A 25,016-nucleotide genomic window follows, 5' to 3' on the forward strand; every position below is an offset into this window, starting at 1 on the left:
TTCACATGCGCGTCGGGAGGGTCAATTTGTCGTGAAGAATCGCGGGTGAAACGCATGTAACCAGTGGCCGATCACCAGCACACCGAAGAGAAAACCTATAATGTGCGCCTGCCAGGCGATGACAACCCCCTCCCCGCCCGGCAGGAACGGCAGCAGGGCCGGCAGCAGATTAAGCCCACACCACACCGCACTTGTCGTCAGGACATGGCGGCTCATTAACGGCAGCACACGCCCCGCACCACGCGCACCTATAATGCGCGTAGAGGCGCCGATCAGTCCGTAGATCGCTCCCGATGCTCCCACTACCGGCATACTGGACATTAGATTCAGAAGGCAAAAACCAAGGCCTGCCGCGATGCCGCATAGAAAGAAGAAGGCAAAGAAGGATAGACCGGCGCCAATTCCCTTACCAAAGGCTCTCACCACCGGCGTGGCGAAGATCAGGCAGGCGCCAGCATTGAACAGAACATGCGTCCAGCTCCCGTGCAGGAAGATATGCGTTAACAGCAGCTCGAAATGCCCCTGACGCAACAGGATCGGCGACAGGGCAAAATTATCAAGCAGCGCGCCTTCGAGCGCAGGACCGCCGGATATTTGCAGCCAATAGGCCCCGATCATCAAAACCGGCAGGACCACCACCATTAAAGGCGCGTTAAAAGCAGGCTCCCTGTGGCGTTGCGTGTTTTCAGGCACTTCGGGTTCAGGGCCGTCTGTCATATTTCGGGACTTCTCAGAAACTGCGAGATCAAAAGTGGTTCAATTTGGTTATATATGCCCGCAGTTTTCCCCTTTTAACAGAGGTGATGCGCGCCGGTGACAGGCAAAAAGCCTATATAAATGAATTTAATGCGTCATTTTAGGAAAAATACACCTATTTTTTAGGGTTGTAACGGACAGTGGCATCCAAATTGCTGGTCGTCGGCCGTATCCGCGGCGTATCGGCCCGGACAGCGGAGCGAACCTAATGCCGTTACGTAAAGTATCTATCCTGACCTTAGCCGGCATGGCCAGCCTAGGAGCCGGCGCGCAGGCCCAGACCATGAGCACCACTTCAGCCTCCTATCAGGCGGGTTACGGCCTCAGCCTGCACCAGATGCAAACGGCCATCGATCCTTCGACGCGCGACTCCAATGGTAATCGCGTCATAGTGGACGGCGTCATGTCGATCGGCAGCGATAACAGCGTCTATTCCTATTCAAAAACTCTGGCGCCGGCGACTCTTATTCAGGCGCAGGCGCGCTGGGCGGCGCCTCGGCCATCGGCAACAATCTCCAGGTCACTGTTCAGGGTAACTACAACACCGTGATCATCAACTCGACCCAAACCAACAACGGCAATGTCACTGCGACCGCCAACGGAACGACCGTTACTGGCGACCAGGGAACACTCAACGGACAGGTAAACTTCTGATGACCATGCAAATCCGCAAACCCGCTCTGTTTGGCCTGATCAGCGCCGCGGCGATGGCAGTTGCCCTCACCGGCTGCATGACCACGCCGAGCGTTAATGCCGCAGGCAATTACAAGACCCCTATCGGCAAAGCACCGGTGACAGCCAACCCGACCGCCTATTCGGACGCTCTGGTCTGCCTCGGCGGCTATGCCCGCTCGCACCGTCTGGCCTCGCCGCGTCTCGCCGTTGGTCGTATCTCCGATTACACCGGTCGCGCCTCACTCGACGGTGGCCGCGAAATCACTCAGGGCGCCTCGCTGATGGCGATGACCGCCCTGGCCAAGGCCGGCGCCCGTCAGGTCGAGCGTTTCGACACTTCGGTCGGAGAACTGGAACTGAAGTATGCCAACAACAAGCTTATCACCGACGCGCCGGTTTCCAACCCGACGCAGCCGGCTGATTACCGCAAGATCATGGCCGGTCAGGTGGCCGGTTCAGACTTCTTCATCGTCGGCGGCATCACCGAACTGAACAACAATATCCGCTCTTCCGGCGTGGACGCCTATGCTGGCGAAAGTTCTACGACTGGCGTTAAGGGCCTGTTCTACGGCCGCACGCTGGTGATGAATGTTGCGCTCGATCTGCGCCTCGTCGATACCCGCACGCTGGAAGTGGTTGATGTGATCTCCTACCAGAAGCAGATCGTTGGTAAAGAAGTGAAGGCCGGCGTGTTCGACGTGCTGAACGGCAACATCTTCGACATCAGCGGCGGCCAGGGCGCACTTGAGCCCATGCAACTCGCCGTGCGCGCCATGATCGAACGCGCCACGCTGGAATTCATGGCCAATCTTTACGGCGCTTCCGGTCCGGACGTCTGTCTCGATCCGCAAAACGATTTCCTCTACAACGACACCCTGGGCGCCACGGGCGGCCTGACCCCGGCCTACGACAATCTGGAGACGAACAATGCTGGTACGCGCGCAGAACCGAGCCGTTGGCAAAACATCGCTGGCGACAAGCGTCGCGGCCCTGCTGAGCACGACGCTGGCTACAGTTCTTCTGACGGCGGTTCCCGCTACTAGTCAGACCATCCCCGACGGGGAATGGACCAACAATCAGACGCAGACCGGTGTCATTGCCGCGAACCAGACTCTGAATGTGGTGCAGAACGACGGCCTGACGCGTGCGGACACCTATGCCACCGCCAACAGCGTTCAGACCGGTAACGACACCTATGACGCGACGCTCTATTCGTATCAGTTTCTGAGTGGTCGCACGACGGCGACCACGACGATTACCGGCACCAATTCCGGGGACGAAGACCTGTCGCTCGGTACACCGGTGTATGCTTTGAGCCAAGGCATCGGCAACTATGCTTCCGGAGTCACCAAGACTGGTCACCTGACCGCCGATACACAGCAGATTTCTACCGCCGATCGCGTCGAAGCCATAACCGAGGTTAATGCGCCGAATAACGCCATCTATGTCAGCGGCGAAGGCAATGCCATCACCGAGGTCAACCACACCGCCTATGAGGCAACCAACGGTCGCCTCGATTCGACGGCTGTCCAGACCTCGTCCACCGAAGCACGCTCCAACGTGTCGGCGACTGTGCATTACTCGCCCTCGCCCAATGCGTATAACGCGTCGGCGACCAACAACGCTTACACCGCCTATAGTGATGATCGCGGCTCACAAGAGCATGATGTCACCCAGACGGCTTCAGCCATGACCCAGGCCCGCGCCGAAGTTTATGCCGGCAATGTCTGGAACATGCAGGCCAATTCGACCGCCCTCGGCAACAACGTCAATCTGGAAAACCAGGGCGGCTCGCTCGTCGTGACAAATGACCAGACGCAAAGCGGCCTCGTCCAGTCACAGGCTGTGATTCAGGCCGACGAATACGGTCAGGCCTACGCCACCGCTTCGGGCATCGGCAACCAGGTTTCCGCCGGCAATAACGACATCTATGTTCGCCTTGACAACAACCAGCTGTCATCCGGCGGGGTAGACGTGGTCGCTTCGTTCGAGGGCGCCACCGGCTGGGATGGCTATGTCACCGCCGATGCGGTCGGCAATCAGGCGGTGGCCTATGCCTGCGCCGAATGTCAGGCCGACATGGGCGTCAGCAACACGCAGGTCAACAATTCCGACGTCAACGCCACGGCAACCGCCAGCGTCGGTCGCGGACGCACGATTGTCTCGACCGCACGCGCCACAGGCAACAGCGCCACCTTCTACGTCGGCAACTAAAACTTTCGGCGAAGTCGATTTAAAAGCGCGTCATCTTCAGGTGGCGCTTTTTTTCTTGTCGGCACATCTCATACGTGAACATCATTCTGGTCATTGCCATATGGCTTAACCTGGTCGGTGCATTGCCCTTATTTTTTCTTGGTCTTCTTTCCCTGCTAGTTTTCGGTGATTGCGGCGTAGCCATTTCACCTGACGAAATAGCCAAGTGCTATTCCGATCAGCGACACTTTGTCATTACCAGTTTTGCGATTGCGCTGCCAGCATTGGCCTTCCTCATCTTTCTGGCATATCGCATTGCCCGCAGGCGCAACCTTAACAAAAGTTAATCAACCAAATTCCCCTTTCTTCAGACGCAATCCTGCGGCAGTGTCCTTCCATCAAACCGGAGCGCACCTATGCTGATAAAGAAAACCCTGCTGACCGCCTTTGCCGTCGCGGCCCTGACCACGACCGCCCTGACGCCGATCAGCGCCCATGCCGACACGCCCACCGTCTCCGCACCTGCCATCGGCACGGCCATCGACATCAGCAAGGGACTGGATTTCGCGCAAAACCATTCCGACATTAAGGCCGATCCGGCCGTGCACTTCGGTAAGCTGCCAAATGGCATGACCTACATCATCCTGAAAAACGCTACGCCTCCCGGCACCGCCTCGATCCGACTGCGCTTCAATGGCGGATCGCTAATGGAGGACGACAGCCAGCAGGGCCTGGCCCACTTCCTCGAACACATGGCGTTTAACGGCTCGAAGAACGTGGCCGAAGGCGACATGGTCAAGATTCTCGAACGCCACGGGCTGTCGTTCGGCGCCGATACCAACGCGCATACAGGATTTCAGCGAGACGGTTTACGAACTCGACCTGCCCAAGGTGGCCGAGGACGATCTCGACACCGGCCTGTTCCTGATGCGTGAAACCGCTGGCAATCTGTCGCTGGACGACGGCGCCATCGATCGTGAGCGCGGCGTTATCCTGGGTGAAGAACGCGCCAGCGACAGCCCCGGCCGTCACGCCTATATGAAGTGGGCCACCGCCGCCTTCAGCAACCAGAAATACGCCGTCCGCCTGCCCATCGGCCTGACCGACATTATCAGCAACGCCAAGCGCGACCGCTTCGTTGACTATTACAACCACTTCTACCGCCCAGAACAGGCCACCCTCGTGGTCGTCGGGGATTTTGACCCTGACGCCATGGAAGGCAAGATCAAGACAAAGTTCGCCGACTGGCAAAAGCCGGCCGCGCCCATCCGCGTCACCGATTTCGGCGCCTACAAGCCCAAGGGCGTCATCTCGGAAGTCTATACCGAAAAGGGCTTGCGCACCGAACTGAGCCTGACATGGGCAGCGCCCCTCACCGAAACCTACCAGACCTATGCCAGCGCCAATATCGATTTCCTCAATGGCATCCGCACCCAGATCCTCAACGAACGTCTGGAGCGTCAGGCCAAGCTGCCCGATACCCCCTTCGCCTCGGCTACCATCGCGCACGACGATATCGACCATACCGCCAAGGTGACGCAGCTTTCGATCACGCCCAAGCCCGGCCGCGAGAAGGACGCCTTTATCGCTGCTTATACTACGGTGCGCCAGTATGCCGAATTCGGCGCCGATCAGGCCGAACTCGACCGCGCGCTCAGCGATATCGAAACCTACTTCAAGCAGGCCTTGCAAGGCGCCAAGACGCGCAACAGCCGCGATCTGTCCGAAGCCCTTGTCAACTCCATGGCCGATGGCGATGTCTTCACCTCGCCCCAGCAAGACTGGGACTATTTCGTCGCCATGAAGCCTAAGATCACGCTGGCCACCCTCAACGACGGCATCAAGCCCTTGTTTGCCGGCGACGGTCCGCTGCTGTGGCACGAAGGCCCAACGCTCGGCGATTTCGACAAGAAGGCCTTCCTCGATACCTATAAGCAGGTGCAGGCCGCACACATGACGGCTTCGGAAGCGCGCGCCAACAAGCCGTGGCCCTATACGAGCTTCGGCACACCGGGCAAGGTGATCAAGCGGGAGGACATTAATGACCTCGGCATCACCCAGCTTACCTATGCCAATGGCGTGCGCGCCACCATCAAGACCACGGACTTCAAGACCGATGAAATCGGCATCACCGTCCGCTTCGCCGGTGGCTTGAGTTCGCTATCGCCGGCCTCCAAACCGCCGGTCTTCGCCGCCTCCGTATCAGATCTGCAGGAAGGCGGCCTCGGCAAGCTGACCGCTTCGGAACTGAAGGACAGCCTGACCGGCAAGATATATGGCGTCGGCTTAGGCCTCGGTGAAGATGCCACCACGCTTTCCGGCGGCACCACCAAGGCTGACTTCGCCACGCAGATGGAAGTCCTGATGGCCTTCACCACCGACGCGGCCTACAGCAATGACGCTTTCGAGCGCCTCAAGGCGTTCATCCCCGACTATTACAACTCGCTCAATTCAACACCCGGCGGCGTCTTCCAGATGAAGGGCAGCGCCGTCCTGCGCGATAATGATCCGCGTTACACCATGCCGTCTCAGGCCGATTTCCTCGCCACGAAGAATGAGCAGGTCAAGGCACTGGTCGATCGCCAGCTCAAAACGGGCCCTATCGAGATTACCATTGTCGGCGACATTAGCGAAACCGAGGCGGAAGGACAAATCGCCAAGACCTTCGCTACGCTGGCCAAGCGCGCCGACAAACCGGTGATCCCGGCCGATGGCCTGACCCTGCATTTCCCGACACAAAACCTCAAACAGGTCTTCGAGCATCAGGGACGCGCCGATCAGGATTTGAGCTATGTCGCCTGGCCAAGCGCTGATTTCACCTCGGATACCCAACGCGCCCGCGCCCTGACTGTGTTGGCTGAAGTGATGTCGCTGCGACTGACCGATATCGTGCGCGAAAAGAAGCGCCTGAGCTACAGCCCCTACGCCAGCAACTATTACTCGCAGACCTTCCCGGGCTTTGGTTATCTCAGCGCCGTGGCGCAGGTGAAGCCGGAGGACGATCAGGCCTTCTATGACACCCTTTCGGAGATCGTTGCCGAACTGAAGACCAGGCCGGTTAGCGATGACGAACTGCTGCGCGCAAAAAAACCGCTGCTCGACCGGATGGACACCGACCTGAAAACCAATACCTACTGGGCCGGTGCCCTGCCCGGCTCAACCGCTGATCCGCGCAAGCTCGACTATATCCGCAATCGCCGCGAACAGTACCAGGCGGTGACAGCGGCTGATATCCAGCGCCTGGCCGCGCAATATCTCGACATGAGCAAGGCCGTGCGTATCCAGATCAAACCGGCGGCGACGGCGGAAGCGACCGCCGCGAAGTAAGAAACAAAAACCCCGCAGGTGACCTGCGGGGTTTTCAGTTTTATGCGCTTTTTTTATATCCAATAGCTTACTGGACGAAGCCGCCGACGCCGCCATCGAAGCTCATCACAGTTGAGCTCGAAGAGCTCTGCGCCGAAGCGATCTGACGTTGCTTGGTGATCGTCTCAGTGCGCGTCAGGGTCAGGATCTTGATGCCGACACCAAAACGACGCAGCAGCGAGCGCTCGTTGCACTGGCGCTGCGGAGTTTGCACCTTGCAGGTCAGGGCGCCGTTCTCGAACCACAGGGCCTCGTTCTTGGCGCAGGTCATGTTCTTGCCGCCATCGAAATTGATCTTCGAGCCGTCATAGTCGGCATAGGTCCACTGCATGTGGGTGCCGGCGATGCAGCGATAGACTTCGCCGCGATAACCGTTGGCGATGTCACGGCCCGAAAAGACCTGCGACGCCGGGTGCGGCACGCCGGTGTCGTCGATGCAGCTAGCCTGAATGATGGTCTGGCGGGTGAAGCTCTTTTGTTCCGAATAGGATTCAAAAGCCGCTGCGTCGCCGGTGATCACATTGAGGCCGCCCGCAGCCTGTGGGTAACCGGGGGTCTGCGACCAGTTGCTGTAACCACCGCCATAATAGGTGGCCCCGGCCGAGGCCGAACCGGACGCGTTGGCGCGAACATTGACATTGACATCGACCGTGGTCTTGCCGCCGCCGTGACCACCACCGCAACTCGTGCAGGGCGTGTGGGGCGGATTAGGGTTCGTCGGGACGCTGGGCGGCTTCGGGGGCGTGCAGCCGGTGGCACAGGCCATGGCCTGGCCGGCAAAGGCCAGCATGCTGACGCCCAGAAGGACGGTAACAAATTTTGCAAACATAGCGCGCATCAAAACATTCCTCTTGGCTATTCTAGCCCGATCATGAGCAAGAACCATACCGCGCCAAACTTGCCTTTTGATTAAATCAACCGTGGAAAACGCTTCAAAATGGACAATCACGGCAACAATCTTGCCTTTTACAGGGGCAAAGGAGACCACCGTGCCCCATTCCAGCACAGTTTCATTCTTAAACTACTGGCGCGGCCTTCAGGCAAGCCCGGATAAGGCGCCCTCACGGGACAGCTTTGATCCGGCTCGCCTCAAGAGCCTGATACCGCAGATGATCATGATCTCCACGGCGGCGCCAGGCCACCGTTTTCGCTTGTCAGGCGGCTTTTTACGTTCCTTACATGGCTATGAACTGAAGGATACGTCTTTTCTTGATCTTTTCTGTCCAGCCTTCGTCGATACGATCGGCACCACGCTCGGCATCAGCCGCAGGCGTGAACAGCCCATCGTGCTGACCCTCAGCGCGCCCTGGAAGACGCAGACTTCGGACATGGAACCGGAAGACGCCGACCTGTTCCAAACTGAGACAGTGACCTTTGAAATCTGTCTGTGTCCCATGGTGAACCGCTACGGCAAGGTCGATCGTATGGTTGGCATTTACCAGACTACCTGTGCGGCACCGCGCAATCCTAACGGCTGGCTCGGCCAGTACACGCTTGTGGCATCAAAGCTTTATGCTCCCGACGCTGACATCAAGGCAGCCCATCTGCGCCTCATAGCCTCGGAAGGCCGTCGAATAGCTTGATTCTTTATATGTTCAGCGCAAGGTATGGGGCTGTCATTATATAGAGGCCCCCATGTCCAAATCCGAAGACGACAAGCGTTCCCAAAAAAAAGCTGCCGAGGCGCGTCTGGAGCAGTTGCAGATTGACCTGGTCGACACCCAGATCTGGACCATGGCGAATGGCCAGAAAGTCTGCATCCTGCTGGAAGGCCGTGACGCCGCCGGCAAGGACGGCGCCATCAAGCGCCTAACCGAATGCCTGTCGGTGCGCAACACACATGTCATCGCCCTGCCAAAGCCTACAGATTTTGACAAGGGCGCCTGGTGGTTTCAGCGCTACGTCAACCGCCTGCCCTCCACCGGCGAATGGGTGGTCTATAACCGGTCATGGTACAATCGCGCCGGCGTCGAGAGGGTCATGGGCTTCTCTACACCGGATCAGCAGGAAACCTTCATCCGCGACGTGCCGGATTTTGAAAGCATGATCGTGCGCAGCGGAATCACCCTGATCAAGCTGTGGCTCGATATTTCGCGTGACGAACAAAAGCAGCGTCTTGATGACCGTCGTTCCGACCCACGCAAGAAGCTCAAGGTCAGTGACCTAGATCAGGTGGCCCAGGATCGCTGGGAAGACTATTCCGCAGCCAGGGACGATATGCTGCGCCGTTCACACCATGAACATGGCCCATGGATATGCGTGGCTACCGACAGCAAGGTGAAGGCGCGCGAACATATTCTGCGTCATGTCCTCAAGGTGCTGGCCTGCCCGCACGCTTCGGAAGATGTCGCTGCCCCTGATCCGGCGATTGTTTTTTCTTATGACGAGGTTATCGAAGGCCGCAAGTCACTCAGGAAATAGAACAGGCCGAGAACATCGAATCGCCGTTCAAAATATTGAAAAATAAAAGGTTAAAGTAACCGTTTGTTGACTCTGATTTGACACCCTTCCAGCCGTTCTGCAGGCAAAAGGGCCGGCAGTACTGGACAAAAGGTTCAGGGTCTTAAGATGCCGCACGTCACGCATGAAGCGTACCATGATGACAGCCAGAAGGCGCCGCCCGCCAAGCGTGCGAAGCTGAAAGAATGCGGCGACTGCAACCTGTGCTGCAAGGTCTACGATATCCCGGATCTGGAAAAGAAGGCCGGTCACACCTGCTTCAACGTGCGCCCCGAAGGCGGCTGCGGCGTATGGGGCCTGCACCCAACTCTTTGCCAGGAATTCAAGTGCCTGTGGCTCAAGCACGACGACATGAATGGCGTATGGCGCCCCGATCACGCCGGCTTTGTATTGCGCCTTGAACCCAACGGCACCACCCTCGCCGTCGATGTCGATCCCGATCGCCCCAACGACTGGCGCCGTCCGCACTATTATGACCAGCTCAAAATCTGGTCCGAGGTCATGCCCAAGAACGAAGGTCTGGTTCTGGTCTATGTGCCGGCAGGGCTTTACGTCATCACGCCGATGGAAGACCTGTTTCTGAAAGCACCCAAGCGCGGCGATATCCTTGAAACCGGCATGGAGGACAGCCTGTTCGGCATGCGTCCGTTCGCCCGTGTTATCCCTGCCAGCCAGGTGCGCAAGGACCGCTCGCTGCTGCACAAGCGCCGGGCTTAACAAGGGCCACAGGCCCTTGACCCGTTTGCTTGACAGCGCGCGCTGATCGCCACAAAATCCACTCGACAATTGCAATCGCTCGGTTCATCAACAGGGCATGAAAAACTCCTGCTCACGCCCCGCTCCCCGATGCCGCCAAACTCAACTGGGTCGACCGTTACGCCCCGCCGAAATTCCAGCCGTGGCTGAAGCTTGGCCGGCTGGATCGCCCTATCGGCATCTGGCTTTTGTTCCTGCCCGGCGCCATGGGACTTGCCTTCGCCATCGCGCACCCGTTCTTCACACTTAACGTCAATGGAATCGCGGCGGTTCTGCCGCCGCAGGACGTCCTGCGCGATCATTTCCCATGGTACAAGCTGCTGCTGTTCGCCATCGGCTCGGTGCTGATGCGCGCCGCCGGCTGCGCCTTCAATGATTTCGTCGATCGCGATATCGACGCCAAGGTCGAGCGCACCCGCAGCCGCCCCATTCCCGCCGGCCAGATTACGCCGAAACAGGCACTCGCCTTCGCCGCCGCGTGCTCGCTGATCAGCTTCCTGATCCTGATCCAGCTTGGTCTCGTTACCATCCTCCTTGGCGTTGGCTCGCTTCTGCTCGTCGCCGCCTATCCCTTCATGAAGCGCATCACCTGGTGGCCGCAGGCCTGGCTGGGCCTGACCTTCAACTGGGGCTTCCTGATGGGCTACGCCACCATCACCGGCACCCTGACCCTGCCCGCGATCCTCTTCTACGCCGGCCTGATCTTCTGGACGCTGGGCTATGATACCATCTACGCCCTGCAGGATATCGAGGATGACGCTATGATCGGCGTCAAGTCGAGTGCCCGCGCCCTTGGCAAGAACACCGTCAACGGCGTCAGCATCTTCTATGGCCTGGCCTCGGCCCTGACCGGCGTCGCGGCTTATTACGCCAATCTTCCTAGCCTCTTTTTTGGTGGACTTTTGCTCGTAACGGCGCATCTTTTCTGGCAGGTCGTTCGCCTGCGGCCGAACGCACACGGAGACGGCTGGGACAGCGCCCAGGCGCTGAAACTGTTCAAATCCAACCGCACCACCGGCCTGATCTGGTTTTTCAGCCTGCTGGCGGTCCACTTCACCAGCCTGCTATAGGGAACGGCATGACGCATACGCTAAAATTCGCCGGGCTGGTTCTGCTGACGCTGGTCACGGTTTCGGCGTGCCATAAGAAACCCAAGGACGAAGCCGCGCCGGGTGCGCCGCCGGTCGTCGCGGCGCCGATGAGCTTCGCCAAGTCGGACGCCGATGTAGATGTCCGCCTGTCTCTGCCCGATCCTATCAAGCTCTATCCCGAACTGCACGCGCGCCTCTATCAGGAAGGTGTAGCGACCCTGACCGCCTTTATCGACCAAGCGCGCAAGGACCATGCGCAAAACAGCTCCGATGGCTTCATTGAGCCGCCCTATTCCCATGCGATCGACTGGAAGATATCGGCCCAGAGCGAGCGGCTTGTGTCGCTTTTCGCCGAGGAAGATGATTTTCAGGGCGGCGCCCACCCCAACCATACCTTTCAGACGCTTCTGTGGGACAAGACCGGCAAGGATCTGCTGTCGGCTTCGCACCTGTTTGCGCCCGGCGCCGATTTCAAACCGATCAATTCCTACGTTTGCCGCCAGATCGAAGCCGCGCGCTCCAAACGCGCCGGCGAGCCGATCACGCAGGGCGGTTCCGGTTTTGCCTGCCCTAAATTCGCCGAGAGCCGCCTGATCCTGCTTCCATCCGTCCAAACGGGCAAGATCGGCGCTATTGGCGCGCTCTACGCGCCTTATGATGTCGGTCCCTATGCCGAGGGGGCCTATGAAATTCACGTGCCGCAGGCCATGCTGACGGGCCTCATCGCGCCTGAATTTGCCAGCCAGTTTGGCGGGGAAGCCGTCAAGGCGGAGGCGCTGGCAAAGCCGGTCTCCAAGCCGTAATGCCCGATAAGCAAGCCTTTATTCGGAACCAGACCCGTGTGCTGCCTGTGCCCAGCCTGCCAGAAATGCGCCTCTATCAGGCTGACGAAGTGACGCCGCTGTGGCTGATGACCGAGCAGAATCTGGTACAGGAACGGCTGGCGCCGCCCTTCTGGGCCTTCGCCTGGTCGGGCGGTCAGGCTCTGGCGAAATATGTCGCCGCGCACCCGGCTATTGTCCAAGGCAAGCGTGTACTCGATATCGCCTGCGGCTCCGGCCTGGTCGGGATCGCCGCCATGCGGGCTGACGCTGAAAGCGTGCTGTGCAACGATATCGATCCTTATGCGGAAGCAGCGGTTGCACTTAATGCAGCGCTCAATGATGTCACGCTCGCCTTCACAGGCGATGATCTGCTTGACGGCCCGCTGCCGGAGATCGATGTCATTCTGGCCGGTGATATATGCTATGAAAAAGCGATGACTGACGCCATGCTGACATATTTTCGCCGCGCCGCGCGGCAATCTATAGAGGTCTATATCGGTGACCCGCACCGGACCTACTTCCCCAAGGATGGCCTGACCCGACTGGCCGCTTACGACATCATCACCAATGCCGATATCGAAGACCGCGCGCTGAAGCCGGCAAGTGTCTGGAAACTGAACCCTTAAGGAAACGCCTGAATGCCTGCGCACCACAAGATCGACTACATCGAATTTCCCGGCGGCGATCTCAACCCGCTGAAAGACTTTTACAGCAAGGCCTTCGGCTGGAGCTTTATCGACTACGGCCCGACCTATGCGGCGCTGGCCGATGCCGGCATCGATGGCGGCTTTGACGCCGACAGTTCTTCCGCCAAGCCGCTGGTGATCCTATATAGTGACAATCTCGAAGCCTCACTCGCGCAGGTCGAGGCGCAAGGCGCCGAGATCACGCTGGCGATCTTCGATTTCCCCGGCGGACGTCGCTTTCATTTTCGTGATCCTTCCGGTAATGAACTGGGTGTCTGGTCAGATAAGTAGAGGCATTTGTGCGTAAAGCCGCTTTGGTCTCCGTTTTAGCGTTTCTGGCGGCATCCCTGATCGGGAACGCTCAGCCGGCTATGGCAACACTGGCCGCACCGAAGCCGCCCACCGCCAAGGAACAGTTTGAAACACTTAGCAACAAGGCCAATGCCGGTGATATTCAAGCGCAATACGATCTCGGCCAGGCTTATCTGATCGGCAAGTACGCTCAGAAGAAGAATGAAAAATCTGCCCTTGAATGGATCGGCAAGGCCGCCGACGCCGGCAATGCGCAGGCCCAGCTCGATATGGCCGGTTTTTATCGCCTGGGCCGAGGCGTGAAGCCGGATTCCGGCCAGGCGCTGACCTGGTATCAAAAGGCCGCCGATCAGGGGCGTACGGAGGCCAGTTTGTTTATATGTAAGGCCTATACAGAAGATGCCACGATCCACGCCGACTGGCCGAAAGCCTTCCCCTACTGCAAAACGGCTGCCGCTGAAGGCGCCGCCAATGCGCAATATGCCCTGGGCATGGCCTATGCCGAAGGTCGCGGCACGGCGCCCAACAACACCTTAGCTCTGCAAAATCTGAAAAAGGCTGCCGACCAGGGACATGCCGCAGCCCTGACCGAACTCGGACAGCTTTACCAGATCGGCGATCTCGTGCCGCAGAACTACACAGAGGCGCTGATCCTCTTCAAGAAAGCGGCACGCCGTGGCGACCGAGAGGCGATTGCGTTGACGGCGCAAGCCTATGAGGCCGGTCAGGGCACAAGCGCCGATCTCGACCGCGCTGCGCGGCTCTATCACATTCTGGCGCGTAACGACGACGATAAGGTGGGCCATGCCTGGCTGGCAGCCCATCCCGATGCACCCAAAGAGCCTGAGATTTTGTCGCTGGCGCAAATTCCGCGCGACGTCATCTTCTATGCCACCGAGACCAACGACCCGCGCTTTCAGACCCTGGATATCCATGGCTATTTCGATCAGTTGAGCGTTTCGTCCTATCCCGGGGACGCCCAGAACGACAACATCAGCGGTGAAGCCGCCGCCGAATGTCGCTTTAGCCCCAGCGGCGATTTAGACGACTGCGTGCTGGTGACAGAATCGCCCAAGGATTATGGTTTCGGCGCCTCGTTGATGCGAATCATGGACCGTCTCGGCAGTTCGGGGAACAAGACCGACTGGGCTAAGCGCTTTGATGGCAAGTCTGTGCGCGTATCGATGAAATGGAAGCCGAAATAATTACGTCTGGAAAACGGGCCTGAAAGCTCTTGGTGCATAGCCGAAAGCCTTCGTAGCGGCGCTGTGGTCGAACCACAGATCAACATTCATGCGCAGAGCCATGCTGATATTGCGTTTGAGCGCCTTTTTCGGCCGGATCAGATTGAGAGCGAAAAAACCAAGGCGCCACATCCAGACCGGCAGGGCGATGATCACCGGCGCCTTGCCGAGCGCCTCGAAAATCCTACGCACCATATCGGCATAGGTCAGGTCTTCGCCACCGCTTAAGTTATAGGCCATATTATAAGCCGGTTTCGCGGTCAGGGCCTGCATGGCGGCGGTGGCGAGGTCACGCGCATGAACAGGCTGGCGCAGACCCGATGCCAGGCCGCAAACCGGGAAAAAGCCCAGCTTGCGGATGGTCCCGGCGATACGGCTGACATTGGCATCCTCGCCCTCATCATAGATCAGGGTCGGGCGTAGGATGGTCCAGGCGACCCCGCGCGCTTCGCAAAAGGCGGTCAGGATAGCCTCGCCTTCCGCCAGGCGCGCCACAACCTCGCGTTCGGCCGGTTCAGCGGAAGTAGCCTTGGTCAGCCGGCTGGTCGAGGAGAAGGCGATGATCCGCTTCATGCCAAGCTCGGTGAGGCGCTCCAGCAGGGCTTCGCTGATCAGCCAGATTGGCGCGCACATAATGACGGCTACGAAATTGCGATCCGGCTGGAAGTCCTGCGGCCGCGTCGTGTCGAGGATCAGGCTCTGTCCGGCCAGTGGTTCGCGCGCGGTATAGCGCACGCTGTCCTGCGGCCAGCCGGCGCTCTTGATGGCTTCGGCCATGCGGCGTCCGACCAGCGAACGCGCGCCAATAACCAGCAAGCCTCTGTTGTCCGCGACCACGGCATCCTCCCGACGAATCGCGTCACCTTGGCCGAGTTGACATCTGTTTTCAATGGCCCAACACTTGCGACCCTTGGCCCCATTGCCACGGCTGACATTCCAGCCTATGTGACCGGGATTGAACGCTCTCCACGGTCTTGCCGTGGCAAGGGCAAGCGCCCGTCCGAACCCATGCGAGGTAGCCTTCGCGGCGCTTGAGCGACTAAGGATATAAAATGTCGGCTTATAAGTCTTTGCGCGAATTTATGGACAAGCTGGAAGCTTCCGGCGAACTCGTTCGGGTGACCACGCCGGTCTCGACGCACCTGGAGATGACCGAGATCCAGACCCGCCTGCTGGCGGAAAAAGGCCCGGCCGTCCTGTTCGAGAACGTCATGCTCGAAGACGGTACGCCTTCGCCCATGCCGGTTCTGGTCAACCTGTTCGGCACAGTCAAGCGCGTCGCCATGGGCGTCACAATGGATGGCAAGGACCGCACCCTGCCGTCCGATCTGCGCGAAGTCGGCGAATTGCTGGCCTTCCTGCGCCAGCCTGCGCCCCCGCGTGGCCTTAAGGACGCCTGGGACATGCTGCCCCTTGCCCAAACGGTCATGGCCATGCGCCCGAAGACGGTGAAGACCGCGCCAGTGCAGGAGGTGGTGCTGACCGGCGACCAGATCGACCTGACCCGATTACCGATCCAGGGCTGCTGGCCCCGCGAGCCGGCGCCACTGATCACATGGCCGCTGATCGTCACCAAAGGTCCTTCGGACAAGCGCGAAGACGACTATAATCTCGGCATCTATCGGATGCAGGTGTTATCAAAGGACACCACCATCATGCGCTGGCTGGCCCATCGCGGCGGTGCGCAGCACCACCGTCGCTGGAAGGCCGAGGGCCGGCGTGAGCCCCTGCCCGCCGCGGCCGTTCTGGGCGCCGATCCCGGCCTGATCCTCGCCGCCGTCACACCTGTGCCGGACACTCTGTCGGAATACCAGTTCGCCGGACTTTTACGCGGACAAAAGGCCGAGCTTGTACCGGCCAAGACCGTGCCGCTGCTGGTGCCAGCCCACGCCGAGATTATCCTGGAAGGCCACGTCATGCTCGATGACTATGCCGACGAAGGGCCTTACGGCGACCACACCGGCTATTACAATTCGGTCGAGAAGTTCCCGATTTTCAAGATCAGCGCCATCACCATGCGCAAGAAGCCGATCTATCTTTCCACCTTCACCGGACGTCCGCCCGATGAGCCCTCGGTGCTTGGCGAAGCGCTCAACGAGGTGTTTATCCCGCTTATCCAGCAGCAGTTTCCTGAGATCGTCGATTTCTGGTTGCCTCCTGAAGGCTGCTCCTACCGCATCGCGGTGATCTCGATGAAGAAAGCCTATCCCGGTCACGCCAAGCGCGTGATGATGGGCGCGTGGTCCTACCTGCGCCAGTTCATGTACACCAAGTGGATCATCGTGGTGGATGACGATATCAATGCCCGCGACTGGAAGGATGTCATGTGGGCGATGAGCACGCGCATGGATCCGGCGCGCGACATCACCTTGGTCGATCGCACGCCGATCGACTATCTCGATTTCGCTTCACCGGAATCAGGTCTGGGGTCCAAGATCGGTCTCGACGCCACCAATAAGTGGGAACCCGAAACCCACCGCGAGTGGGGCGAGAAGCTTTATATGGAGCAGGAGGTCATCGACCTCGTGTCGAAAAAGTGGGCCGAGATGGGCCTGCCCGGCAGCGGAAAGAGCATCTGGAAGTAATCAGCCCGCCTCAAGCGCCGCATGGATGCGCGATGTCTCGTTCTCGAGATAGGGCAGAACCTGCTCGGCCAGCATCGGTTTTGAGAACAGGTACCCCTGAATATAGCGCGCGCGGATCTGTGCCAGCTTGTTCATTTCGGCCTGCGTTTCCACGCCTTCGATGACGCAATCCAGATTGAGATTACGGCACAGATCGATGATCGTCTTGATGATCTTGAGCGCTGAGCCATGTTGCAGGAGTTGCACCACAAAACTGCGATCGATCTTGATCTTGTCGACCGGCAGACGATGGATATAGCTGAAGCTCGAATAGCCCGAACCGAAATCATCGATGGCGATGCGGCAGCCCATGCTTTTCAGCTTGGCCAGTGCCTCGCACGCCTGCTCGAAATCAGTCAGCATGGCGGTTTCGGTAATCTCGAATTCGATGCGGTGCGGATCGATACCGGAATTGCGCACGGCATTGCAGATATTGACGATCGAAATGCCGGAACGCAGGTCGCGTGCCGACAGATTAAAGGACACACGCGTCGCTTCCGGCCATGTCCGCACTTCGGTCAGAGCTTTTTCCAGAAGCAACAGCGTGATCTGAGTGATAAGGCCGGAACGCTCGGCCGCCTTGATAAAGATATCCGGCCGCACCGAGCCCAACTTGGCGCTATTCCAGCGCGCCAGCGCTTCGAAACTAACCGTCTTGTTGTCCACCACATCGACCTGAGGCTGGAACATAATCGACAGTTCTGTATCGAGATCGCTGGTGCGCAGGGTCTGGTCAACCAGCGAGAAATCGCGCATGTCAGCTTCGTGCTTGTCGGTGAAAACCACCGGGGCGCCGCGCAGATTCTGCTTGGCGAAATAGAGCGCATAGTCGGCGCGCTCCAGCAATTGCGAAGCGGTCAGTTGATCGGAAGCGCATTTCACGAAACCGACACTGCCGGAGATATTGGCCGTCACGCCACCGAGGAAATAGGTATCGCGCAGGGCGTCGCATAGTTTGGCGCCAAAGTCTTCAAGCGATTGCGCGCTGACATCGCCATAGAGGATAATCGCAAATTCGTCACCGCCCATGCGCGCGGCAAAGGCACGCCCCTCGCAGACCCGTGTCAGGCGATTACCGACCTCGATCAGCAAGGTGTCTCCAACACTATGGCCATAGATATCGTTAATCGGCTTGAAGCCGTCGAGGTCGATGAGCGCGAGATGGAAGACCTGCCGGCCCGTACTGACGCCCGCCAGTGCCGCCTCCATGACACGAAAGAAACTGCGACGATTGGGCAATCCGGTCAGAACATCACTATCGGCCATGGCCTGTGCCTTACCGTGCAGATCTTCCGCCATAACGCGCGCCTGCACGGCGCGTAAAAGCGTCTGACGCACGACCACGGTCAACAGAGTGGCCAGTCCCACCATCAGGATCACCATGGCGACATTATCGACGGACAATCTGCCGTTATGTATATAGCCCATTCCAGCGACCGTCACGAGTGTGACGCCAACGCTCGGAATAACCACGCGCAGGCTGATCCCGGTCATGGCATAGACCAGGCTTAAGAAAACGAAATAGACCAGTCGGTTCTCATTGAAATGCAGTGCTTGGAAAGCGACCGGATTGCAGAACAGCAGAAAATTGACCGTAAGGCTCGCGATGTTGAGCTGATATACGTGACGCGCTTTTTTGACATAAAAGGCGTGAAAGATCAGAGACGCCCCTGTGGTCAAAACGGATAAAGTGGCCAGTATCATTAGGCCATGCCCCGTTTCGCTGAGGAAGCGGTTAAGGGTAACGAACGTATAGTAACAACCGATGATCAGGCAATAGCTGGAGATGATGGGCTTCATAGCCGCCACCTCTTCCGCTTCGCTCAGGGTAAGGCCGTTCGTGTCAGCCGCCCGCGGGGCGCTGTTCTTTGACCACCGCCGCGGCGTAAGCAAATTCGCCAAGCTGTTCATCAAAATACGCATTTAGCCTCAGTCATGGTCTTGAAAGTCTAGTCAGGCAGGCCCGATTGCACGGCACCCTAGACCTCACATATAAAAAAACCGCTAAGCTGCGGTACGCGGCTGCAACAAAAAGCCGTTTTGCGCATGTTTCGCCACGTCGAATTGTCACAAACGAGACTTGCCTAACCACAGGGCGCGGGCCTATAGATTTTTCATGTTGCAAACGCGAAACGACACCGATTCCGCCCGCGCAGACGCGCAAGTCCAGCGCCTTGACGATATTCTGACCGCTGCCCGCAAGGCCGGCGCGGATGACTGCGAAGCCGTGTTCGCCGAAAGCCGTTCTTTGTCGGTCGGCATTCGCAAGGGCGAGGTCGAAACCGTCGAGCGCGATGAGAACAGCGATCTGGGTCTGCGTGTCTTCGTCGGCCGGAAACAGGCGGTCGTCTCGGTTTCCGAATTCTCGAAAGCGACGCTTGATCGCCTGGTCGAGCGTGCCGTCGCCATGGCCGGCCTGGCACCGGAAGATCCCTATGCCAGCCTGGCCGATCCGGCGCTGCTCTACAAGCCCGCAGCCACAAAGCCGGATTTGCAACTCTTCGACCCGACGCACCTGAGCGCCGAAAGCTTGCAACAGCGCGCGCTCGATATCGAAGCCGGCGGACTGGCGGGGGGCAATGACGCGCTGCAAAGCGACGCCGCCAGCACCGGCTACGTGCAGAACATGTGGTCGATGCTGACCTCCGATGGTTTCCGCGGCACGCATCAGACCAGCCTGTTCTTCCAGTCCGGCCGCTTTATCGCCACGGATACAGACGGCAATATGGAGCGCGATGGCGAAGGCCGCAGCGTCCGTTTTGCCGCTGACCTGCCCGATGTCACCGAGACCGGCCGCATAGCCGCCGAACGCGCCCTCGCCGCTCTGGGCGCCCGCAAGATCGAGACTCAAAAAGCGGCGGTCCTGTTTGACAAGCGCATCGCCAAGTCACTGATCGGCCAGTTCCTTGGCGCCATTTCCGGCAGCATGATCGCGCGCGGCTCGTCTTTTTTAAAGGACAAACTGGGCCATCAGCTTTTCGACAGCTCTGTGCAGATCATCGATGATCCGCTGCGCGTCCGTGGCCTCGGCTCGTGCTTTTTCGATGATGAAGGCGTGGCGGTCAGCCGGCGCGCGATCATCAGGGATGGCGTCCTGTCCGGCTGGCTGCTCAACACCGGTGCCGGCAAGCAACTCGGCATGCCCTCGACCGGCCACGCCTCGCGCAGCCTTGCCAGCCCACCGGGCGTCGCTACACACAACATCACGCTGGAAGCCGGCACGCAGTCGCCGGAAGCCCTTATGCAGTTGGCGGGCAAGGGTGTCGTTGTCACCTCAATGTTCGGCCCCAGCGTCAATAACGAAACGGGCGACTGGTCGGCCGGCGCTTCGGGCTTCTGGTTCGAAAACGGCGTCATCGCCTATCCGGTCAATGAAATTACCGTCGCCGGCAATCTGATCGATATCTTCAAGCGGCTGGTTCCCGCCTCCGATCTGGAGATTCGCGGCACCATGGATACACCAAGCCTGCTCGTCGAAGGCTTGAGCCTTGGGGGCAAATGATGCGCGATGATCACGCCACCGACCTCGAACTGATTATCGACAAGGTGCGTCGTGCGGGGGCGCTTGCCCAGCACCTCAAAGCCAACGGCCTGATCACCAGCTACAAGGCCGACGGCTCCATCGTCACCAATGCCGATACCGAGGTCAATCTATGGCTCAAGGAGGCCCTGCTCGCGGCTCGCCCCGATTATGGCTGGCAGAGCGAGGAGGAAGCCGATAACGCCGAGCGCCTGACCTCCGTGCGCACCTTCGTGCTTGATCCGATCGACGGCACCATGGGCCTGTCGAAGGGCAGCCCGTACTGGACCATCGCTCTGGCGGTCATCGAGGCCAACCTGCCGGTCGCCGCCGTGGTCTATGCGCCGGATTCGTCTGAAATGTACGCGGCCGCCTATGGCGAAGGCGCATGGCTCAATGGCCAGCCGATCCGCGCCAGCCAGCGCACACAACTGGAAGATTCCGAAGTGCTCGGCAATTCCCGCCTGTTCGGCAAGGATATATGGCCGGTGCCGTGGCCGCGTCTCAGCGTCCATTCGCGCCCGTCTGTCGCCTACCGCATGGTGTGCGTCGCCGCCGGCAAGGCGGATTTCACTATCGCGCTTACGCCGAAACGTGACTGGGACGTGGCGGCCTCCACCCTGATCGCGCAGGAGGCTGGCGCGATTGTCACAGACCATTTAGGTAATCCTTACGGATTCAATGCTATAGACAGCCTCAAGCCCTCCCTGATCTGCGCGGGCGCACCGCTTTTCGATGATATCATCCGGCGTTGCGCTCACCTGGAACATCTTTGATATTTAGCGAGTAAGATTATGAGCGACAAACAACTCCTCCACCTCGTCATCGGCGGCGAGCTTTTGAGCCTCGACGGCACCACCTTCAAGGATCTGAAAAAGGTCGAGTTTGTCGGCGCCTACGCCAACAACACCGAGGCCGTCGCAGCCTGGCGCGCCAAGGCGCAATCGACGGTCGATAACGCGCTGATGCGTTATTTCGTCATCCACGCCCATAAGCTGATCGATCCGTCGACCGCCGATGCGTAAATCAAAAAGGCCCGTGAGTTTCACGGGCCTTTTTCCTATTCGCGCTTCAAAAGCTTGTCGGTCAGCAGCGTGCCCCACCAGCTTGCGTGGAAGGTCGACTTGATCTTGTCGGGATCATAGTCCGGACTCTGGGTCCAGTCATAGAAGCTGATGCCCTTGGGCTCGATGTCGCGCAGGTAAACCTCGAACACGTAATCTAACACGCCCGTATGGCCGGCCTTCATGTGCAGGGTGCGCAAGCCCAGTTCCTTGGCCGCTTCGCGGATTGGATCGCCAAGATGGAAGTGGCGATAGAGCACGCTCATCATGCCGGCGCGGTCTGCGCCCGATTTGCAATGCAAAAGCGCCGGATAGTCGATGCGCTCAAACAGCGCCTTGGCTTCGCGGAATTCAGCCGCGGTCGGCAAGCTGCGCGAGGTCAGGCCGAAATCTTCCAGCTTGAGCCCCAGCTTTTCGCAGGCGTGTTTTTCGAGATAATAGAACGAGCCCTTGCCGCCGCGCAGGTTGATCACCGTGCGGATGCCCTCTTTTTTCCACCAGGCCAGTTGAAACGGCCACGGCTGGTTGGTCCGCACCATGTCCTTGCCGATCCAGTGCGCATTGGTGAAACCAACACGCAGATAGGCGTGATCGGCCCAAAGATAATGCATATAGGTGGTGAAAAGCCCCCACTTGGTGTCAGTCGGAAACGCCTTTTTGTGGATCTTCTTGGGCAGCAGTTTCATTTATTCTCTTAGGGCTCAAGCGCCGCCGGCTACGCGCAGCAGATAGGTTTCCGGGCGCAGGCAAGCGGTCGCTCTTGCCAAAAGCCAAGAGGCTTTTGGAGGTGGATTCGGGTGGCTATTAACACATAAACAGGCGACAGGCTTACAGAATTGACGCATAAACCTATATAAATGCTCAAAAAGCGATTACCAGACCGATTGATGAACCAAGCAAATTCGACCGCCCCAGCAGACCTTAGCGCCAAAGCGCTGATGGCGCGCGTGTGGGTGCAATATCTTAAGCCCCAACGAGGTTTGCTGGCGATAGCGCTCCTGGGCGCCGTTATCGTCGCCATTGCCACCTCGATTCTGGCCTGGTGGCTCGGCCCGGCCATTGACCTTCTCTTTCATGCCGCCAGCGCCGAAGCCTCCCTGAAAGTCTTCCCTGTCGATCTGAAAAACTGGCTGCGCGCACACCCGCTGGTGATCGTGCCAGCCGTGATTATCGTCACCGGCCTGATCCGCTTCTTGGGCCAGCGCGGCCTGACCATGTCCCTCAATCAACTCGGTAATCAGCTTGTCGGCAAGATTCAGGGACAACTGTTTTCACGCCTCGTCCGCGCCGATCTCGGCCGTTTGCAACAGGCCCACTCCGGTCAATACCTGTCGTCGGTGCTGTATGATGCTGATCTGGTGCGCGATGCCGCCTCAACCGGCGTGGTTCAATACGTGCAGGCGAGCCTGATCGTGGTGGGCGGCATCGTCACCATGCTGATCTATGACTGGCGCATGACCCTGGCTGTTCTGGTCGCTGCCCCCCTCATTAGCCTGGTAATGGGGCGCTACCTCAAGCTGACGCGTAAGGCGGCGCAGGGCACCATGGCGGAGACCTCGACCCTCTCGACCGCCGTCATGGAAAGCCTCGATGGCGTCAAGATCATCAAGATCAGCAATCAGGAAACCGCCGAAGAGGCGCGCATCGGCGACGTCATCGCCCGCCGCCAGAACCATATGATCAAGGGCGCCAATGCCCGTTCGATGGCCGCGCCCGCCACCGAAGTGCTGACGGCCCTGTTGCTGGCGGGTCTTCTGGCCTATGCTGGCTGGCGCGCCCAAAGCGGCGCCATCACCGCCGGGAGCCTCTTCGCCTTCATCACCGCGCTTGGCACCGCCAGTCAGGCCTTGCGCCAACTGGCCGGTCTGCAAGGCACGTTTACGCAAGGCATGACCGCCGCACGACGTCTCTTCGCCGCGCTCGATATCGAGCCGGAAATAACTGAGACCGCCAATGCGAAGCCCCTGTCACGCGATTTCAAAACTATCACCTTCGACATGGCGAGCTTCTCCTATGGCGATGCCCCGGTTTTGCACGCCGTATCTTTTACTGCAAAGGCGGGCGAGAGCATCGCGCTGGTGGGGCCGTCCGGCTCCGGAAAATCAACATTGCTTAATTTGATTCCGCGCTTCTATGATCTGAGCGACGGCGATATCCGTTTCGACGATGTGAGCCATCGTGACATCGCCCTCTCTTCGCTTCGCGACCAGATAGCACTGGTGACGCAAGATCCCTTTCTGTTCGACGACACCATCCGCGCTAATATCGCTTACGGCACTGCCGGCGCCTCGTTGGCGCAAATCGAACAGGCTGCAAAGGACGCCGCTGCCGATGATTTCATCCGCGCCCTGCCGCAAGGCTACGACACCCGCGTTGGTGAAGCCGGTTCGCGTCTTTCCGGCGGTCAGAAGCAGCGTATCGCCATTGCCCGCGCTTTCCTGAAAAACGCCCCGCTCCTGCTGCTCGATGAGGCCACTTCGGCACTCGATACCCAATCCGAGATCAAGGTGCAGGAAGCGCTGGAGCGCCTGATGGCCGGTCGCACGACCTTTATCATCGCGCACCGCCTCTCCACCATCCGCCACGCCGACCAGATTCTGGTACTGGAGGCGGGACAAATCGTCGAACGCGGCACGCACAGCGTTTTGCTCAACAGCGGCGGGCTTTACGCCACCCTCGCCGCCAGCCAGTTCGGCCAGCCCTACGTCGCGGAGGTGGTCGCGTGAAAAAATTGCTGCAATCCGATTTTATGCAAACCCTGATCGCCACGATTATCGTTGGCTATCTCAAATTCTGTTACGCCACCACCACATGGCAGGTCGAGGGGCAAGACGCCGTCGAAGCCATCTGGGATGGCAAGGGCCCGGTCCTGCTGATGTTCTGGCACGGTCGCCTGCACCTCGGCCACGCCTCATGGCCGCGCGATCGCGGGCAGCCGGTCTGTGTGCTGGCCTCGATGTCGAAAAGCGGCGATGTCAGCGTCAAGATCAATACGCGCTTCGGCTATCATTCGATCCGCGGTTCCTCGGCCAAGAAGTCCGACCCGAGCAAGCAAAAAGGCGGCGCCGGCGCTTTCCGCGAACTGATCCGCTGGATACGCGGCGACAAGGAGATCGGCGGGCGCTGCGTTGCCATGACTCCCGATGGCCCGCGCGGACCGTCGCGCGTCATGACCGAAGGCTCGCTCAAGCTGTCACAGATCAGCCAGGCGCCACTGGTCGTGCTGGGCCAATCGACCAAGACCTATCTCGAATTCAACACCTGGGACCGGATGCGTGTGCCCCTGCCCTTCACCAAGGGCGCCATGGTATGGGGCGTGCTGCCGCCTGTGCCGACCGATACGGACGAAGCCGCGTTTGAGGCCTTGCGCCTTGAGGCCGAACAGGCCCTGACCGCCGTCACCGATCATGCCGATGCGCTTCTAGGCCTGACCTCATGAGCTTTT

The 25,016-nt window shown here is 59.2% G+C and carries 24 protein-coding genes and 1 pseudogene; 20 read left to right on the forward strand and 5 right to left on the reverse strand.

Annotated features, from left to right (window positions below; genetic code table 11):
- Positions 1–21 precede the first annotated feature (21 nt).
- Positions 22–717, reverse strand: coding sequence for a rhomboid family intramembrane serine protease (locus tag ABQ278_RS12635; protein WP_349319914.1), 696 nt, complete (start codon positions 715–717; stop codon positions 22–24).
- 322 nt (positions 718–1,039) lie between these two features.
- Here ABQ278_RS12635 and hfaA point away from each other — a divergent pair.
- From hfaA to ABQ278_RS12665, 6 genes and pseudogenes are all read left to right on the forward strand, one after another.
- Positions 1,040–1,410 (forward strand): annotated as a pseudogene (hfaA, locus tag ABQ278_RS12640) (holdfast anchoring protein HfaA).
- 5 nt (positions 1,411–1,415) lie between these two features.
- On the forward strand, positions 1,416–2,474 hold the full coding sequence (hfaB, locus tag ABQ278_RS12645; RefSeq protein ID WP_349322162.1) for a holdfast anchoring protein HfaB: 1,059 nt from the start codon (positions 1,416–1,418) through the stop codon (positions 2,472–2,474).
- The gene (gene hfaD, locus ABQ278_RS12650; RefSeq protein ID WP_349319915.1) at positions 2,359–3,645 is read left to right on the forward strand and encodes a holdfast anchor protein HfaD; all 1,287 of its coding nucleotides are present in this window, start codon (positions 2,359–2,361) and stop codon (positions 3,643–3,645) included. The genes hfaB and hfaD overlap by 116 nt, the downstream gene beginning before the upstream one ends.
- Positions 3,646–3,719: 74 nt before the next feature.
- Positions 3,720–3,971: a hypothetical protein gene (locus ABQ278_RS12655; RefSeq protein ID WP_349319916.1), complete on the forward strand. Its 252-nt coding sequence runs from the start codon at positions 3,720–3,722 to the stop codon at positions 3,969–3,971.
- 69 nt (positions 3,972–4,040) lie between these two features.
- A complete protein-coding gene (locus ABQ278_RS12660; RefSeq protein ID WP_349319917.1) occupies positions 4,041–4,559 on the forward strand; it encodes an insulinase family protein in 519 nt (172 codons plus the stop codon).
- Positions 4,516–6,951 carry an insulinase family protein gene (locus ABQ278_RS12665; RefSeq protein WP_349319918.1) on the forward strand — a complete coding sequence of 812 codons (2,436 nt, stop codon included), beginning with the start codon at positions 4,516–4,518 and terminating at the stop codon, positions 6,949–6,951. The genes ABQ278_RS12660 and ABQ278_RS12665 overlap by 44 nt, the downstream gene beginning before the upstream one ends.
- 67 nt (positions 6,952–7,018) lie before the next feature.
- Here the strand turns inward: ABQ278_RS12665 and ABQ278_RS12670 are convergent, their stop codons facing one another.
- The gene (locus tag ABQ278_RS12670) at positions 7,019–7,828 is read right to left on the reverse strand and encodes a hypothetical protein (RefSeq protein WP_349319919.1); all 810 of its coding nucleotides are present in this window, start codon (positions 7,826–7,828) and stop codon (positions 7,019–7,021) included.
- 151 nt (positions 7,829–7,979) lie between these two features.
- On the opposite strand from ABQ278_RS12670, the gene ABQ278_RS12675 reads away from it, so the two are divergent.
- The 8 genes from ABQ278_RS12675 (at position 7,980) to ABQ278_RS12710 (ending at position 14,324) form a co-directional block, all read left to right on the forward strand.
- On the forward strand, positions 7,980–8,573 hold the full coding sequence (locus tag ABQ278_RS12675) for a PAS domain-containing protein (protein ID WP_349319920.1): 594 nt from the start codon (positions 7,980–7,982) through the stop codon (positions 8,571–8,573).
- A 52-nt stretch (positions 8,574–8,625) separates the two neighbouring features.
- A complete protein-coding gene (ppk2, locus tag ABQ278_RS12680) occupies positions 8,626–9,411 on the forward strand; it encodes a polyphosphate kinase 2 (protein WP_349319921.1) in 786 nt (261 codons plus the stop codon).
- A 147-nt stretch (positions 9,412–9,558) separates the two neighbouring features.
- Positions 9,559–10,167 (forward strand): hypothetical protein, encoded by a 609-nt coding sequence (locus tag ABQ278_RS12685; protein WP_349319922.1) that lies wholly within the window; start codon positions 9,559–9,561, stop codon positions 10,165–10,167.
- Positions 10,168–10,394: 227 nt separating this feature from the next.
- Positions 10,395–11,276 carry a 4-hydroxybenzoate octaprenyltransferase gene (gene ubiA, locus ABQ278_RS12690; RefSeq protein ID WP_349319923.1) on the forward strand — a complete coding sequence of 294 codons (882 nt, stop codon included), beginning with the start codon at positions 10,395–10,397 and terminating at the stop codon, positions 11,274–11,276.
- 8 nt (positions 11,277–11,284) lie between these two features.
- The gene (locus ABQ278_RS12695; protein ID WP_349319924.1) at positions 11,285–12,100 is read left to right on the forward strand and encodes a PdaC/SigV domain-containing protein; all 816 of its coding nucleotides are present in this window, start codon (positions 11,285–11,287) and stop codon (positions 12,098–12,100) included.
- The gene (locus tag ABQ278_RS12700) at positions 12,100–12,747 is read left to right on the forward strand and encodes a 50S ribosomal protein L11 methyltransferase (RefSeq protein ID WP_349319925.1); all 648 of its coding nucleotides are present in this window, start codon (positions 12,100–12,102) and stop codon (positions 12,745–12,747) included. Before ABQ278_RS12695 ends, ABQ278_RS12700 begins: the two co-directional genes overlap by 1 nt.
- 12 nt (positions 12,748–12,759) lie before the next feature.
- The gene (locus ABQ278_RS12705) at positions 12,760–13,098 is read left to right on the forward strand and encodes a VOC family protein (RefSeq protein ID WP_349319926.1); all 339 of its coding nucleotides are present in this window, start codon (positions 12,760–12,762) and stop codon (positions 13,096–13,098) included.
- A gap of 8 nt (positions 13,099–13,106) precedes the next feature.
- Positions 13,107–14,324, forward strand: coding sequence for a tetratricopeptide repeat protein (locus ABQ278_RS12710; protein ID WP_349319927.1), 1,218 nt, complete (start codon positions 13,107–13,109; stop codon positions 14,322–14,324).
- Here ABQ278_RS12710 and ABQ278_RS12715 read toward each other — a convergent pair whose 3' ends face one another.
- Positions 14,325–15,200: an NAD-dependent epimerase/dehydratase family protein gene (locus tag ABQ278_RS12715; RefSeq protein ID WP_349319928.1), complete on the reverse strand. Its 876-nt coding sequence runs from the start codon at positions 15,198–15,200 to the stop codon at positions 14,325–14,327. It abuts the gene before it with no gap.
- Between the two features lie 215 nt (positions 15,201–15,415).
- On the opposite strand from ABQ278_RS12715, the gene ABQ278_RS12720 reads away from it, so the two are divergent.
- Complete coding sequence (locus tag ABQ278_RS12720; protein ID WP_349319929.1) at positions 15,416–16,948, forward strand: UbiD family decarboxylase; 1,533 nt, start codon at positions 15,416–15,418, stop codon at positions 16,946–16,948.
- On the opposite strand, the gene ABQ278_RS12725 is transcribed toward ABQ278_RS12720, so the two are convergent.
- Positions 16,949–18,787: an EAL domain-containing protein gene (locus ABQ278_RS12725; RefSeq protein ID WP_349319930.1), complete on the reverse strand. Its 1,839-nt coding sequence runs from the start codon at positions 18,785–18,787 to the stop codon at positions 16,949–16,951.
- A 316-nt stretch (positions 18,788–19,103) separates the two neighbouring features.
- Here ABQ278_RS12725 and ABQ278_RS12730 point away from each other — a divergent pair, with 316 nt between their 5' ends.
- Genes ABQ278_RS12730 through ABQ278_RS12740 form a run of 3 tightly spaced genes read left to right on the forward strand, consistent with a single transcriptional unit; the run spans position 19,104 to position 21,532 of the window.
- Complete coding sequence (locus tag ABQ278_RS12730; protein ID WP_349319931.1) at positions 19,104–20,489, forward strand: TldD/PmbA family protein; 1,386 nt, start codon at positions 19,104–19,106, stop codon at positions 20,487–20,489.
- Positions 20,486–21,283 carry a 3'(2'),5'-bisphosphate nucleotidase CysQ gene (locus tag ABQ278_RS12735; RefSeq protein WP_349319932.1) on the forward strand — a complete coding sequence of 266 codons (798 nt, stop codon included), beginning with the start codon at positions 20,486–20,488 and terminating at the stop codon, positions 21,281–21,283. Before ABQ278_RS12730 ends, ABQ278_RS12735 begins: the two co-directional genes overlap by 4 nt.
- 18 nt (positions 21,284–21,301) lie before the next feature.
- Entirely contained in the window at positions 21,302–21,532 is a 231-nt protein-coding gene (locus ABQ278_RS12740) for a DUF4170 domain-containing protein (protein ID WP_349319933.1), read from the forward strand.
- Between the two features lie 35 nt (positions 21,533–21,567).
- On the opposite strand, the gene ABQ278_RS12745 is transcribed toward ABQ278_RS12740, so the two are convergent.
- Entirely contained in the window at positions 21,568–22,257 is a 690-nt protein-coding gene (locus tag ABQ278_RS12745; RefSeq protein ID WP_349319934.1) for a fused DSP-PTPase phosphatase/NAD kinase-like protein, read from the reverse strand.
- A gap of 201 nt (positions 22,258–22,458) precedes the next feature.
- Here ABQ278_RS12745 and ABQ278_RS12750 point away from each other — a divergent pair, with 201 nt between their 5' ends.
- Both ABQ278_RS12750 and ABQ278_RS12755 read left to right on the forward strand, forming a co-directional pair.
- The gene (locus tag ABQ278_RS12750; protein ID WP_349319935.1) at positions 22,459–24,297 is read left to right on the forward strand and encodes an ABC transporter transmembrane domain-containing protein; all 1,839 of its coding nucleotides are present in this window, start codon (positions 22,459–22,461) and stop codon (positions 24,295–24,297) included.
- Entirely contained in the window at positions 24,294–25,010 is a 717-nt protein-coding gene (locus ABQ278_RS12755; protein WP_349319936.1) for a lysophospholipid acyltransferase family protein, read from the forward strand. Before ABQ278_RS12750 ends, ABQ278_RS12755 begins: the two co-directional genes overlap by 4 nt.
- Positions 25,011–25,016: the final 6 nt, after the last annotated feature.

Origin of the sequence: Asticcacaulis sp. MM231 (assembly GCF_964186625.1) — a bacterium.
In the GTDB taxonomy this organism is placed as follows: domain Bacteria; phylum Pseudomonadota; class Alphaproteobacteria; order Caulobacterales; family Caulobacteraceae; genus Asticcacaulis.